This is a genomic window from Streptomyces sp. CA-251387 (assembly GCF_050936625.1).
In the GTDB taxonomy this organism is placed as follows: Bacteria; Actinomycetota; Actinomycetes; order Streptomycetales; family Streptomycetaceae; genus Streptomyces.
Genome location: NZ_JBNJMJ010000001.1, coordinates 8,942,017 through 8,956,531, shown reverse-complemented (window position 1 = coordinate 8,956,531; position 14,515 = coordinate 8,942,017). Strand labels below are relative to the sequence as shown.

Genomic DNA, 14,515 nt, shown 5'->3' with positions numbered 1-14,515 from the left:
GGATCTCCGCGCGAACCTGAGCGCCGCCCCGGCCGGAAGGCCGGGGCGGCGCATGTCCGTCATGGAGGCGGGTTCCCCATGCCCAGGCTGAGAGCCTCAGACGTAGGGCATGAAGGTCGCCACGAACAGGTCCTCGTCGCGACCTTGCGCTGCTTTCTCGAACTCCTCACAGACCTCTGACCGATCGAGGCAGTCGAAATCCTCGTAGGTCTGCACCGTCACCCCGTACTTGGGGCGGTCTGCGGGAGTGTCCCCGGACAGGACCAGCGGACCGACACCGCCCGCGCGTGTGCTCCAGCCTGCCGACCGGAGTGCACCTTCGATGTCCTCGACGGGATCACCGTCCGAGGAAACGGAGAGGAGGGCGTACGAGTCCTCCCAGTCATTTCCTGGACTCGAGGCGTGCCCCTCGGCCACGATGCGCACATGTCCGGAGGCGGCAGACTTGACCACGTCGGCCGGCACACCGGGCAGTTCCATCCACTCGCGGATGAGCACCCAGGCGGTCACCAGCACGACGGCGATCGCTGCCGCCACGGCCAGGCGGAGCGCCGTTGTCCGTTGCCGAATCATCCACAATCCCTTGCGATGTTGGAGCAGATGCCGCCCGGATCCCCGAACTGGGTGGTCGGCAGCGACGTCAGCCCGAACAGCTCGGACATGGACTGCCCGGTCCCGGACAGATATGCCATGTTCGCGTCGAACCGCGCCGATCGCCTGGACAGGATGGGACTGGACTGCACCAGGGTGTCACCCGGAACGCGCAGGCGGGCCGCCTGGTCGTCGCTGAGTGAGTACCCAATGTACGCCTGCTTGCTGTTGGCTCCCGAGCCGGTGGCCAGCTTCAGCTTCAGGACCGCCACAGAGACCGCGAACTCCTCGTTCACGGACAGCGCCTGACGGATGGCGTCGAGCGATGTGTCCTTGAACTCGTCGTATCCGGCGTCCACCAGAACCTGGCGAGCGGTCGCGGACTTCATCTGGACGGGACCGACACTCGGATCCTTGTCGCGAAGGCGGTCCGTCCAGATACCCAGAGCGGAGATCGACGACTTCGCGAGGTCGGCCAGCGGGCCCGGCCACGTGGTGTAGAACGGCTGCTCCTGCATGAGCAGGGCGACGACCAGCTTCTGGTCGACACCGTACTTCTTGGCGTAGGCGATGCCCCAGGCGACGGTCTGGCTGCTCAGCTTCTTCGCATCGCCCTCGCTTCCGCCGTAACTGCCCGTGCCGGCGGCCGGATCCAGATCGGCGCTGCGCTCGACGTAGTCGACGTCCCAGCCGCCCGCGCTGTTCATCCGGCAGGTGTACCCGGACTCGTTGCACTCGATCGGACGGTGACCGTCGTACTCGATGAACGTGGACGGGTTGCCGCCGCCGAACGCGTAGCGGTTCCCGGTGAACGGGTCGACTCCGAGGCCCATGTCGGCCAGGGCACCGTTGTAGTTGTCCCGGCTGGTGAAGCGGTTCAGGCCCGGGTTGTAGTCGCGGAAGCCCATGTCGTAGGTGCCGGACTGGGCGTCCCAGCGCTTGGCGTTGTAGCGGTAGGGGTTGTACGCCTCCTTGGTCGGGTCGGCCGCGTCGGGCTTGTCGATGCCGGTGAACTCGGTGTCGTCGTCGGAACCGTAGGCGGTGTAGCCGTAGGTCGCCTTGGTGTCGCCGTTGTCGTCCGTGAGGGTCTCGACGTCGGTGTGGCTGTTGTAGCCGTAGTAGCCGTCCTCGGTCGTGCCGTCGCTGTTGTGCTTGATCTGCGACAGGCGCTCGCCCCACGGGCTGTACTGGTAGGACTTGGTGAGGGTGCCGGCCACCTTCTCGTCCAGGACCTCGTTGGACAGGCCCAGGTAGGAGAAGTCGGTGGTCTTGCCGTCGACCGTCTTCGACGCGGTGCGGTCCAGCGGGTCGAAGGTGTACTTCGTCGTCTTCAGCGCGCCGTTTTCGTCCGTCTTCTGGGACTCCACGACGTGGTCGAAGCCGTCGTACACGCTCCGCTCGATGACCTGGCCCCCGGACGTCACCGACTCCTGGCGGCCGAACGGGTCGTAGTTGTACTTCGCCGTGGAGGTGCCGGCGGTGGCGCGCAGCAGCCGGTTGCGGTCGTACTCGTACTGGGTGGTGACGTTGTCGACCGTCTGGCTGATGACGTTGGCGTTGTCGTCGTGGATGTACGTCTCCGTCTGCGCGCCGTTGCCGGTCTTGACCGACTTCTTGAGCCGGTCGGCCGGGTCGTAGCTGTAGTCGGTGGTGGATTCGAGGTAGGCCGCGTGGTTGTCGGCGTTCATCTTCTTCGCCACGTCCTGCGCCTTGTTGCCGTTGGCGTCATAGGCGTAGGTGTGGGAGGAGACGAGGGTGTCGTTGGGCTTCTTCTCGGTCGACGTCTTCAGCGCGGCGTCGAGGTAGTAGGTGTAGTCGACGGTGTTGCCGTTGGCCTTGGTCTCCTTCAGCTTCAGACCGCGGTCGGTGTACGTGTACGACGTCACCTTCGGTGAAGAGTCCGTGGCCGACTTGCCGACGGACACCGTCTTGACCAGCTCGCGCAGGTCGTAGGTGTACTTGGAGAACTGGTCGGGGTGAGTGATCGTCTCCGGCTGGCCGTTGGCGTCGTACGTGTACGACGTGGCCTTCTTCTCGGCGCCGGCCAGCGACTCGGTGACCTTCTGGACCTGGTTGAGGCCCGTGTAGGCGACCGTGTAGGCGTCGATCTTCGCCGTCGACGAGGTGTCGTCGATCTTGGTCAGGTTGCCGTTGAGGTCGTAGGTGTAGGCGAAGTTGTTCTTCTCGGTGTCGGCCGGGTCGCCGGTGGTGTCACGCACCAGCTTGACGCCATCCGCCACGACCGTGCCGCCGCTGTTCTGGAACAGCTGGAGCTTGGCCGCGTTGCCCTGCTTGAAGGCGTACGAGCCCAGCGACACCCAGGTGCCCTGGTTCCCGGTGGCGTTCTGGTCGATCGTCTTGTCGGTGGTGCCCGTGGCGTGGGTGACCGTGTACTTCGCCGCGGTCGCCGCGCCGGTGACCTTCGGGAACTTCACATACGCGGTGTACGTGCCGTCCTTCGGGATGTTCAGCGTCCACGTGTACGCGTCCGTGCCCGCGCCCGCCGCATGTGTGCGGTGGTCGTAGCCGTGCTGACCGGCGAGGTTCCCGGCAGTCCAGGTTCCCGTCGAGGACGTGTTCTGGGTGTCGGAGTTGTCGACCAGGACCACCGACAGGCCGACCGGGACGCCGTCGTCCGCGCGGGACTTCAGCGAGCCGTCGGGGTAGTACGACCACGTCATCGTGCGGTTCGAGGAACCGCCCGCCGAGGTCAGGGTGCGCTTGGTCTGCTGACCCAGTTCGTTGTAGTCGTAGGTCGTGGCGATGTCCCACGGGTCCGTGGCCGACTCCACCCAGCCGTTGTCGAAGTAGGAGTACGTCGTGTCGTTGCGGACCGACTCACCCTCCGACGGTGGCAGCGACGTCTTCGCCACCCGGCCGACCTTGTCGTACACGGTCTGCGTGTAGACGTTGGGGTCGTTGTACCGCGAGTCCGCCGGGTCGTACGGCTGGTACCGCTTGACCGGACGGTTCAGCTCGTCGTACTCGGTACGGGCCGTGAACGCCGTCGTCGTGCCCGCCGCGACAGCCCGCGGGCTGATCACCTTGGTGACGTTGCCGACCTGGTCGTACTCGTACTTCGTCGACCGGGTCGTGCTGCCGTCGTGCGGGACCTTGACCTCGGTCTTCTTGCCGCGCTCGTCGTAGGTGACGGTCGTGGTGTTGTTCTCCGCGTCCACGCTCGACGTGATCAGCGAGTCCTTGTCGTAGAACCGCTTGTTCGTCTTGCCGGCCGCGTCCGTGACCACGGTGACCCGGTGGTTCAGGTCGTAGTCGGTCTTGGTGGTGTAGTCGGTGGTGTCGGCGGTCGCGTTCTTCTTCGGGGAGATGACCTTGGTGACGTTGCCGACGTTGTCGTACTCGTAACCGACCTTGTCACCCCGTGCGTTGACCACGGAGGTGAGCTGGTAGATCTCGTTGTAGTGGTGGGTGGTGACGTAGTCGGTCAGGTCCGTCCTCGTGTCCGTGCCCTTGGGCTCGGTCGTCGTCCTCAGGTTGCCGACCTTGTCGTAGGTGTACGTCGTCGTGCGCGGGTCGGTGAGGTTGTTCGCCGGCGCCGTCGCCGAGGTCACCTGGTCCGCGTCGTCGTACACCGCGGTGGAGACGGCCCCGTTGGGCGCGGTCGCCTTGGTGATGTTGTCGTTGGCGTCGTACTCCGGGGCCGGGGTGGTGATCAGGACTCCGGTGTCCTGCTTCTTCGGCACCGTCCTGGTCTTCGGCCGCCCGAAGGTGTCGTACGTCTGCGTGGTCACCTTCTGGTTGGCGTCGATGACCTGCTCGACCTGGCCGCGCTCGTCGTAGGCGAACGTCGTCGTGAAGGACTTGGCGTCCGTGATCTTGTTCGGGTAACCGGTCGGGCCGAAGTCGCTGAACGTGGTCGGATGGCCGTTGGCGTCCGTCGCCTTGGTCAGCCGGCCGTAGGCGTCGTAGTCGTACGACGTCGTGTAGTCACCCGTGGTCGCGGTGGACACGCCCTTGGGGTCGGTGACCGTCTTGAGGTTGCCGAAGGTGTCGTAGCCGAACTGCCAGGCGCGGTTCTCGGGCGAGGTCTTGCGGAACAGGTCGGCGGCGTAGCCGTCGGCGCGGGTCTGGTACTCGTACTTCGCCGCGTTCGCCGGCCACTTGGACGGGTCGGACACACACGTGGTCGTCTGATCCGGGACCCCGCCCTTGTTGTTCTCCGCGTCGCGCTGCCAGAGCGGGTAGCCCGTCTTCTGGTCGTAGCAGTACGCGGTCTTGGCGCCGTTGGCCTCCTCCAAGTAGGTCACGTTGTTGTCGGAGTCCCAGCTCATCTTCGACGTCTGGGACTTGGCGTTGGTGGTTTGCACCGGGCGGCCGAAGTCGTCGGTGACGTACTTCGTCGCATGCGACTCGGCGTCGGTGACCGTGGTGTCGGTGAACTTCGTGTTGGTCGGGTTCACCGCGTACGCGAAGCCGGTGGTGCCGTCGAGCCGGTCGGTGACCGTCTTCGTCCACCAGTGGTACTTGGGGTCGTCACCGGCCTGCGGGGCGTAGTACGCCAGGTCCGTGTCATGGCCGCGGGGGTCGCTGACAGTGACCAGCTTGACGTTCTTGTTGCCCTGCGTGGCGTCGTAGGTGAAGCGGAACACCTTCGGCTGGGTGGAGCCCGCGCCATCGGTGAGCTTGGTCAGCAGCCCCTGGTCGGAGTACTCGAAGGTGAGCTTGCGCGCCGAGATGTCCGTGATCGACTTGACGTGGTCGGCGATCTTCGGGCTGGTCGCCTCGGCCTTGGAGTAGTACTCCACGGTGAGCGACTGCCGGTTGGCCGGGTCGGTGATGTAGGTGAGGAACTTGACCGGCTTGTTGTTGGACTTGCGCTCCACGTACGTGTACGTCTGCGTGTTGCCGTTCTTGTCGACCACCGAGGTCAGGTAGCCGTCACAGCCGAAGAGGAAGCGGGTGCCGTCCGGGCGCAGCAGCGTCCAGGCGTCGGGCTCCGGGTCCTTGTCCGGGGTGCAGTCCAGACCCGCCTTCATCGACAGCCGGTAGTGGACGCCCGCGGGGGCCTTCCAGGTGCCGTCGGCCTGCTTGGTGAAGACGTGCGTGGTGCCGTCACCGTCCGGGAGCCGGATCTCGGTCGGGTGGGGGTTGGGGTGGAAGTCCAGCGGGGCGCCGAGCCGGGTCGGTCCGGCGAGCTGGGCCGACCAGCCGCCGCCGAGGACGGTGTCGCTGGTGTCGAGGGAGTTGTAGGCGAAGCGGGCGAAGGTGGTCAGGCCGCGTCCGGGGTTGGTGAACGCGTTGTACGACCACACGCTGTTGCCGGCGGCGAGGTTGTTCATCACCGTCGAGCCGGCGCCGGTGTTCTTGCCTGTGTAGGAGTAGAACTTCTCCAGACCCAGGCTGTTGGAGGTGGGGTCCTCCACCGCCACGTTCTGCTTCAGGCCCGGGATGCCGCCGGTGCCGGCCGACAGCCAGGTGCCCGCGGTCTTGTCGAACAGGTCCCAGGTCAGCACGTAGTCGGTGCGCTTGTTGCCGTTGTCGCTGTTGATCGGCGTGTTGACCTCTGCCTGGAGGGTGACCGTCTCGCCGGGTGCCACGTCCTCGGGCAGCACGGTCCGCACCTGGTTGCCGCCGGTGGTCGCGTCGGTGCCGTCGGGCAGGGCCCAGGTGTACGACAGCACGTCGTCGGCCGCCGTCCAGGTGGCGTCGGTGGTGTTGGTGAGGGTGAACTCGACGGTGTAGGTGGAGTTCGGGGTCATCCGCGCGGGGGTCTTCGGCGCGTAGTACGTCGACTCGGTGGTGGAGTCGATGTAGGAGACGACCATGCGCGGGCGCAGCTTCTTCTCGCTCGCCTCGGAGGACAGGAACACGGTGCGTTCCTGCTTGACCGACTCGTCGGCCGTCTTCAGCAGAACGCCCTGGTTCGAGCCGGGCGTGGTGACCCAGTTCTGCACCAGGGAGGTGGCGTTCCAGTCGTGGCGGGCGGGGTCGTTGCTCAGCGCGGGCACGGTGTCGGCGACGGTGGAGCCGAAGTCACCACCGGCGGTGGTCCAGTTGGTGGTCGCGTTCGCCTTCACCCAGGTCGCCGACGCCTCGTCGAAGTCCCGGGTCAGGGGCCGCAGCTGGTAGACCGCGCCGGTGTTCTCCGTCGTGGTCTGGGTGCCCCACAGCCTGAGGGTGGCGTCCAGTACGCGGGCGCTGGAGGGGATGCCCAGGGCGGGGAACTTCAGCGCGGCGCGAGTGGTGCCGTACGTGGGCGAGTTGTTGCCCACGGCCAGCCAGTTCTGCGCCACCCCGTCTGTGAGGGTGTCGTGCGGGGTGGTGGACTCCGTCTGGGACAGGGTGGTGTCCTGGCCCGCCTCGACGATCTTCGTGGTGCGGCCAGCCTTGGGCAGCCGCACGAGCTGCGTGGGCGCGCCGATGACCTGACCGTCCGCGGTCTTGACCGCGATCATGTAGTAGTACGCCCGCCCGAACGGGTCCGCGCTGTCCGCCGCGGTCGGTGTGGCGGAGGTGTCGGTGTACTGCGTCGCCGACTTGGACACGGGGGCGACCAGGGTCGCCGCCGAGGGCGTGAAGGTCTGGTAGATGGACCGGTGCACTTGGTACTCGACGATGTCGTCGCCGGTCGCGGCGGAGGGGTCGGTGTAGTCCGTCCACTTCAGCTCGGCGCCGGTGTCGTGGATCGTCGTCGGCGCCTCCAGCTCTACACCCGGGCGGCCGTAGGTCAGCACGAGGCGGGGGTAGTTGGCGCTCTCGCCGCCGTAGCCGTACTCGCTGCCCTCGTAGCGCGGGCCGCCCTTGGGGGCGTTCGCGGACTCGTCGGCGGCCTTCACGACGAAGCCGTGGTTGGAGTTCGTCCCGTCGATCCAGGACTGGACCGTTTTGGTCACCGGGAAGGAGTGCCAGACGTTGACCTCGGAGGGCTGCTTGGTGACCACGCCGCCCTTGGTGAACCGCACCGCGTCCGCGATCACGGATGTCGTCGTCGAGGCCGGACCGTCACCGAGGACGATCTTCCCGGCGGTGCCCGCCTTGAACGGGTGCGTGCCCAGCGTCTTCCACACGCCGGCCGAGCCGGCCTGTTGGTTGACGGTGTACGCCTTCGACCCGCCGTTGTAGGTCAGCGTGTAGGGCGCGTTCGTCGCCCGGTCCGAGGCGGGCACGTAGTGCACCTGGACCTGGTAGTCGCCGTCCTCGGGAAGGTTGGGCTGCCAGGTGTAGGTGTTCCCCGCCACCGAGTCCCGGTTGTACAGGTAGTCCTGGTTCACCGCGTACTGCGTGTACGCCGTGTTCCCCGACGCCGGCCACGAACCGGACGCGGCCGTGGTGCCCGCGTCGCCGTCGTCCACCTGCACCGACGTGCCCGACAGCTCACCGGTGATGCCGTTGGCGGAGTTCCAGGTGGCGCTGTCCTCACGCCAGTCGGAGGTGGCCCGGTGCGCCTCCAGGTGCACCTCGGTGTCCCCGGCGGTGTGCGTCTGGTCGTAGTACAGCTTCAGCTCGGCCGCGTCCAGCTTCGTGCCCGCCGGCACCCCGGTCAGCGGGAACTTCAGCAGCGCCCGCGAGCTGCCGGTGCTGGTGTTGCCCACCGACAGACGCCAGTTGGTGTCGTAGTTCGACCCCGGGCCGTCCGAGGAGATCATCACGTCCTGCGCCGTGGCAGGCGTCGGAGCGATCTGGATCGTGGGGTCGATGGTGACCGGATACTGCCGCTGCGGCGAGGCCAGCCACTTCTCGTCCGGTACGACCGTGAGCTTCCAACCCTTGCCGTCCCGGGCGAGCTTCTGCGTCACGGCGGTGGAGTACGCCGTGCCGTACGGCGACTGGGCGTCCTTCTTCGCGTCCGCCATGAACGGCGCGGGAATGACGAGGACCGGCTGGGTGCCTTCCCCGTAGAACGCGATCGAGCCGTTCCGGTCCGCCTTCGGGGTCAGCCCGTCGGTGTCCAGCGCGAAGACGAACTTCACGGGCCCGTCGGGGCGTTGGGCCAGGGTGATGTTCTCCTTCACCCGGCCCGCACCGACCTCGTAGGACAGGTCGGCGCCGGAGACCGCGTCGCGGTAGGTGACCGTGTCCCCCTTGGCGACCGGCTTCAGCGAGGCCGCCCCGGCACCCTCCAGGCCGAGCGTCACCGTGTGACCGTCGGCGGACCGCACGCGCACCAGCCGGTCGGCGTCGGCGCCGAACCAGCTGTGCAGCGCGTTGCTGGTGTTGGCGAACTCGAATCCGGCCCGGCCGGACTCCTTCACTCGGACATCGATGTCGTGCCAGGACTTGCCCGCGCGGTAAGCGGTCGGCATGGCCGACACCTCGGCCTGCACCCGCCCGTCGGACAACTGCCAGAAGCGGGTGTTCGCCGTGCGCCGCCCGGTCAGCTCCTTGACCCGCTTCGGCTTCGACGCCACCTTGCCCTTCGGCAGCTTCTGCCGCTCGGCAACCCCCGCCTCATCGTGCGAGGACGGCTTGTCCCATTCCTTCTCGTCGTCCGCGAACCAGCTTTTGACGCTGTCGACGAGACCCTCGCCGCCACCGTCGGAACCGTTCGCGGCATAAGCCACCTGGGGCAGCAGTGAACTCGTCACCGCCGTCACCACAAGGCACGCCAGCACCCTGCCCAATCTTGGACTCACGCCAAACCTTTCCATCAACCGTCGTCGAAATCCACCGGTAATTCCCCGGCCGGCCCGAGGGACTGGCCGAGCGCATACGCAGTGGCGGCCGGAGGTCTAGTCACCAAACTGACGTCGAGTCAAGTGCATGGACATATCTACGACTTGATACCGAGCAACCTACAAACAGGGCCATACGGACGTGACTTGATGTCCGTTATATCCGCTCACTGGAAAAGGAGTGACGTCGTGGGTTATAACCTCGCCCGACCTCAGTCCGCGCGAGCTGAGCACATCGGTGATTCACCTGTCGAGGAGGGGGAAATCAATGGGCCACAACAGCTCGAATTCCGACGAGCGATCCGGCTCCGAAGGGCGGGAGCAGTCCGGAAAGCAGCCAAGGGACGGGGAATCCGCCGCCAAGGCCGGCCGCCCGGACCGTGCGGGGGTGATCACGGCCGCCGTGGCGCTCGCCGCGTGCAGCGGACTCGTGCTGTACGGGGTGCTCTCCCCGGGCGGTGAGGAGAAGAAGAAGCGCGAGGTGCCCACCGCCTCCGTCACCTACGAGGTGACCGGCACCGGCACCGCCGACATCAGCTACCAGGCGCGCAGCGAGTCCGGGAAGGCCACCGTCGTGAGGGCGGCCGCCCTGCCCTGGCGCAAGACCGTGCCGGTCCCGCTCGGCCGCAACCCCGTCGTGAGCATCGTGCTCGGCGAGCGCGGCGGCCTGGCACGCTGCGCCGTCGCCGTGCAGGGCCGGCACCTGCAGAGCGCCACCGCGAGCGGCGGCTTCGGACGCGCCACATGCACCGGGACGCTGCCCAGCCCGAGCCCGAGCGGAGACCCGGGCGCTGCCGCCGCGGGCTGACCTGCTCTCCGTCACGGACAGGGTGGCGGTGCTCCTCCGGTCTCAGGTGTGCATGCAGATGGAACCCGAGTAGCGGCGCCCGCACGCCTGGTGGCCAGGTCGGCGACGTACAGGAGGCGGGGTCGGGCGGGTGGCACGGAAGAGAAGACGCGGGCGAGGTGGACGCCGAAGGGGTTGACCAGGGCGGGCAGGAGCAGCACCCAGTAGGTGTTGACAACGCCGGCCTTCGTGGCGAGCAGGTACATCGACGGGCTTGCCGTCCGCGGCGGTTCCGGTCGGGTCGCCGTCACCGCTGCCGCCGCGAGCGGTGGCAAGCTGGCGGTGGCGGTGGCGCGAAACAATCAAAACGATCGTCGATCGATCACTCGGTGATCGGTTTGCCGCCGCAGGACGAGCGGATCCTCAACTCCGGGAGCAGGTCGAGGTGTTGTCGCGGTCCGGGCTGCTGCCCCCTCCGGCGTTCGGCCAGCCGCTGCAGCAGCAGCCCGGCGGCCAGCTCGCCCACCGAGCGCGTGGGCGGCGCGACGGCGGTGAGCGGTACGTCGGAGAGGCCGGCGACCTCGTCCTCGTAGGCGATCAATGCCAGGTCGTCCGGGACCCGGATGCCGCACGCCTGCAGCCGCGGCACCAGCACGATCGCGTCCTCGTCGCTGTGCACCAGCGCGGCGGTGACGCCACGCTTCTTCACCGCCTCGACGAGATAGTCGACGCTGGCCTCGTAGTCGCCGTGCTCGCGCACGGTCGGGGCGCCCTTGTCCACGTCGAGGCCCAGCGCCCGCACGGCCGCCTGATAGCCGGCGGTGATCTGAGTGGCGTGCGGGCCCTCCTGCAGGACGGCGGTGATCTTGCGGTGCCCGAGCGACGCGAAGTGGCCGACGGCGACGGCGGCGCCGTGGGCACGGTCGGAGCGCACGCGGTCGAGCACCGCGACGGGGTTTCCGGGCGGGGCCAGGCGCTCGACCAGGACGGCGGGCACGTCGTGCTCCAGCAACCACTTCTCCTGGCCGTTCTCGGGGACGCCGCCGAACCAGCTGGGCGCGACGAGCAGTCCCTGCGCACCACCGGACAGAAGATGCTCGGCCTGGACGGGGTCCTCGGCGTCGACGTATCCGGACACGCCGAGCACCAGGCGGCCGCCCTGAGCCGCCACCGCCTCGCGGGCGCCGCGGACGATGTCGGCGAAGACGTAGTTCGTGGTCGGGACGATCATTCCGATCACCGCGCCCTCGGCGCTCTCCGGCCGCTCCCCCACCTCTACGGCCGCGTCCCCCGGCCACACCACCGCGCCGTGCAGCCGCCGCACCCGGCCCTGCGCGGCGAGCGCCTCCACATCACGCCTCAGGGTGACCGCCGAGACGCCGAGTTCCGCCGCGAGTTCGGAGACCCGGAGGCTGCCCCGCTCCCGGACGATTTCGAGCACCCGCTCATGACGCTGGTCGACGTGCAGTCGCATCGGTTCCCCCTGGGGCAAGGCCGGTCGAACGATTCCCGGGCCCGCGCGGAACGTGATCCCGAGGCCGCACACTCTACGCCCACAATCATATCGATCGTTTGCGATCAATACGATCACCGAGTCGCTCGCCATGCCGGTCAGGGGTTCGGATCGGCGAGCTCTCCGCGCAACCGGCGCGTTCTCAGGACCAGTTCGAGTTCGAAGCGGCGATCGGGGTCGTCCAGGTCATCGCCCCACAGGTCCTTGATCTGCCGCAGGCGGTTGCGCACCGTCTGGGGATGGACACCGAGCCGGGCCGCCACCTCGGGAGCGCCGCCCTGGGTCTCCAGCCAGGCGAGCAGCGTCTCGGCCAGGCGGCGGGCCTGCTCCGGGCCCACCGCGGTCAGCTGGGCGAGCCGACGACGCGCAAGGTCGTCGATCAGTTTCTCGGCGGGGAGCAGCACGAGTGCCTCGGCGTGTTCGCTGCACCGCAGGAGGCGGCTGTGCGGAAGCAGGCCCTCCTGAATCATCCGCGCGGCCGCTGTCGCCCACTGCAGTGACGTGGCGGCCTGCGTCACGGGGACGCTGGGGCCGATGGCTCCGGACCAGCCGCGCATGGCCCGGTGCAGCCGCTCCACGCGGCCGGGTGACTCGGGATCCGGAAGCACGAGCCGGGGCTGTTCGCCGTCCATGTCGAGCAGGACCTCGTCGCCCAGGGCGGGCGTGAGGAGTTGCCGGTCGGGACGGAGCAGGACGGCGACGGCCACCTCGTCGGGCAGCGGCCAGTCGACGGCGGCGGCCCGTTCGGCGAGGGCGGCGAGGGCGGCGGACGGGTCGGTGCGGTGCTCGGTGAGGAGGAGGTCGACCAGCAGGCGCTGGCGACGGATGCGCTCCCCGGCCTGGCCGGCGGCGACCTCGGCGTATCCGTGCACGGAGTGGGACACGAGCTCGTCGAGGTACTCGAACGCGGACTCGGCGAGTTCGTACATCGCGGGCGGCGGGATCTCGACCTTCTGTCCGATCTCGGCGAGGCTGCGCCAGGCCAGCCGTACGTTCAGCCGGTAGATCGCCTGCAGGGAGTCCAGGCGACGTCCCGCGAGCGCCTGATTGCGTCCGAACTCCCGGAAGACCTCGGGGAGTTCACGGGGTCGTTCGATGTCGGTGGTCAGCTGCCCCACGAAGTTCTCCAGGGCGAGCCGGATCGCCAGGAGTGCCTTCGGCTCGCCCATGGCGTCGGTCGTCAGCTCGAGGTTCGGGAACTCCTGACGCATGGCCTGCAGGATGTCGCGCGCGATGTCCGGCACCTGCTGCAGGGCTAGGTCGGCGAACCGCCGCACCTGGTCGGGCGGCACCTTGTGCCAGGCGGGGGGTGCGGGCACGGGCAGCACCTCCTAGCGCTCCCCGGTCTGTGTGGGCGGCGCGGGCGCGGACCGGTCACCGGCCGGCTCGGGGAAGGTGACGAGCGGCACGTTCGGCTGCTCGGGAGTGGTGTTGAGGGCGGCGACGAGGCCGAAGGCGGCTCCCGTGGCCAGGGCGGCGGAGAGCGCGGACGTCAGCAGGGCGGCGAGGGTTCTGGGCATGGGGACGAGGAGCCTCTCGGTCGATGAGGTTGTCACCCAGCGTTCCGGCCCGGTCCGGCACGGATCAGTATTAAGTCGGTGTTGACACCGGGTCAAGAGCGGCCTAATTTCGCCGGTCATAACTACTTACTCCCCGGTAGGCCATCTTCGCCCCGGGTGACCCGGACTGTCCAGCGCACGGCCGCGCAGTCCGTTTCTTTCCGCTGCCACCGGAGTGCCCCCATGCGCCGTACAGCTTCCGTTCTGCCACTGATTGTGCTCGGTTTGGGCGTGTTCGCTCTGGTTTTCGGCCAGCTGCTCGACCGGTATGTGGAGCCACGGGTCAAACGCACTCCGGTGGATGTCGTGACGGACTCGGTCCTCACCGGGACCGGCAGCTACTTCGACACCGGCGCCCTGGAGACCGTTCACGGAAAACGGATCACGATCACCCGCCGGATCGTGGGCGATGTGGCCGCCGCCGAGCGCAGCGGGAACGCGGTGTGGAACGTCTCCACGCAGATCGACACCCCCGCCACCCTGCCGCTGCGGGACCCGCACAGGTCGCTGCAGTGGACGACCGAGCGCTGGGTCACGGACCGGCGGACCAACCTGCCGGTGCACTGCTGTGGTGAGCAGCCGTCGTTCCGGGGCGACGCCTATCTGAAGTTCCCGTTCGATGTGCAGAAGCGCACCTACCGCTGGTGGGACGGCGTGTTGGGCGCAGCCGTACCGCTGAAGTTCTCGGGGACCGAGAAGGTGCTCGGGCACGAGGGCTACCGCTTCACCGCGGCTGTGCCGCCCAGGCGGACGGGTGTCACCCGTGAGGTGCCCGGCGCACTGGTGGGACGGCCGAAGCAGCGGCAGGTGACGGCCGAGGAGTGGTATGCCAACGCCCGGATCGAGCTGGTGGTGGAGCGGCGCACGGGCCGGATCATGAACGCCCGTATCGCGCCGAAGATCACGCTGCGCGCGCCCGGCGCCCGGTACGACGCGGTCACGCTGCTGGCGAGCGACAGGCTGGAGTTCACCGATGCGACCCGGCGCACCCAGGTGTCCCAGACGGCGCGCGACAGCCGCCGGCTGGAGGTGCTGGGCGAGACCGCGCCCACGCTCTCCACGGTCGCGGGCGGCATGCTCGCCGCCGCCGGGCTGGCGTTGCTGGTCCGTGCGCGGCGGCGGCAGGCGGCGGTGGCGGAGGACGCACAGGGGGTCTACAGCACTCACACAGGTGACTGATCCAGGCGCTCGACCAGGGACAAATTGTCACCTGCGTGCGTAGCCAGATCGAACACTCCATCCGAAAACTTACGTTACCAATCAGTACACCCGTGTTCTCCCGTAACCGGCACAACCGTCACACAACGTCCCCGCCCAGCGTGTCTCCCCGGACGCCCGGCTCCCCACCCCCCGCATCCGACGAGGTGGAGCAACGATGCCCCAGCACGCTTCCTCCCTGGTCTCCGGCCAGGAGGGCCTCGCCCCCGCTCAT

Annotated in this window: 7 protein-coding genes and 1 pseudogene; 2 read left to right on the top strand and 6 right to left on the bottom strand. The window is 68.2% G+C overall.

All coding sequences use genetic code 11. The annotated features are described in order from the left end of the window. Window positions 1–96: 96 nt before the first annotated feature. Entirely contained in the window at window positions 97–573 is a 477-nt protein-coding gene (locus ACQEV2_RS39955) for a hypothetical protein (protein WP_433053361.1), read from the bottom strand. Then, window positions 570–9,137, bottom strand: a complete 8,568-nt coding sequence (locus ACQEV2_RS39950) for a DNRLRE domain-containing protein (RefSeq protein WP_433053358.1) — start codon at window positions 9,135–9,137, stop codon at window positions 570–572. Before ACQEV2_RS39950 ends, ACQEV2_RS39955 begins: the two co-directional genes overlap by 4 nt. Window positions 9,138–9,492: 355 nt before the next feature. Between ACQEV2_RS39950 and ACQEV2_RS39945 the strand changes: the two genes are divergently transcribed. Further along, on the top strand, window positions 9,493–10,032 hold the full coding sequence (locus tag ACQEV2_RS39945; protein WP_433053355.1) for a hypothetical protein: 540 nt from the start codon (window positions 9,493–9,495) through the stop codon (window positions 10,030–10,032). A 137-nt stretch (window positions 10,033–10,169) separates the two neighbouring features. Here the strand turns inward: ACQEV2_RS39945 and ACQEV2_RS39940 are convergent. The 4 genes and pseudogenes from ACQEV2_RS39940 to ACQEV2_RS39925 form a co-directional block, all read right to left on the bottom strand. Beyond that, a pseudogene (locus tag ACQEV2_RS39940) lies at window positions 10,170–10,280 on the bottom strand (carbohydrate ABC transporter permease); the annotation flags it as partial. 113 nt (window positions 10,281–10,393) lie between these two features. Continuing rightward, complete coding sequence (locus ACQEV2_RS39935; RefSeq protein WP_433053352.1) at window positions 10,394–11,485, bottom strand: substrate-binding domain-containing protein; 1,092 nt, start codon at window positions 11,483–11,485, stop codon at window positions 10,394–10,396. Between the two features lie 137 nt (window positions 11,486–11,622). Then, window positions 11,623–12,849, bottom strand: a complete 1,227-nt coding sequence (locus tag ACQEV2_RS39930) for a helix-turn-helix domain-containing protein (protein WP_433055157.1) — start codon at window positions 12,847–12,849, stop codon at window positions 11,623–11,625. A gap of 6 nt (window positions 12,850–12,855) precedes the next feature. Beyond that, window positions 12,856–13,044, bottom strand: coding sequence for a hypothetical protein (locus ACQEV2_RS39925; RefSeq protein WP_433053349.1), 189 nt, complete (start codon window positions 13,042–13,044; stop codon window positions 12,856–12,858). A gap of 222 nt (window positions 13,045–13,266) precedes the next feature. Here ACQEV2_RS39925 and ACQEV2_RS39920 point away from each other — a divergent pair, with 222 nt between their 5' ends. After that, window positions 13,267–14,262, top strand: a complete 996-nt coding sequence (locus tag ACQEV2_RS39920; RefSeq protein ID WP_433053347.1) for a DUF3068 domain-containing protein — start codon at window positions 13,267–13,269, stop codon at window positions 14,260–14,262. The last annotated feature ends 253 nt before the right edge of the window (window positions 14,263–14,515 follow it).

What these genes read in the sequence shown, in the direction of transcription:
- ACQEV2_RS39920 (WP_433053347.1), top strand. Translation starts at nt 13,267, where the DNA reads ATGCGCCGTACAGCTTCCGTTCTGCCACTGATTGTGCTCGGTTTGGGC.
- ACQEV2_RS39935 (WP_433053352.1), bottom strand. Translation starts at nt 11,485, where the DNA reads ATGCGACTGCACGTCGACCAGCGTCATGAGCGGGTGCTCGAAATCGTC.
- ACQEV2_RS39925 (WP_433053349.1), bottom strand. Translation starts at nt 13,044, where the DNA reads ATGCCCAGAACCCTCGCCGCCCTGCTGACGTCCGCGCTCTCCGCCGCC.
- ACQEV2_RS39955 (WP_433053361.1), bottom strand. Translation starts at nt 573, where the DNA reads ATGATTCGGCAACGGACAACGGCGCTCCGCCTGGCCGTGGCGGCAGCG.
- ACQEV2_RS39945 (WP_433053355.1), top strand. Translation starts at nt 9,493, where the DNA reads ATGGGCCACAACAGCTCGAATTCCGACGAGCGATCCGGCTCCGAAGGG.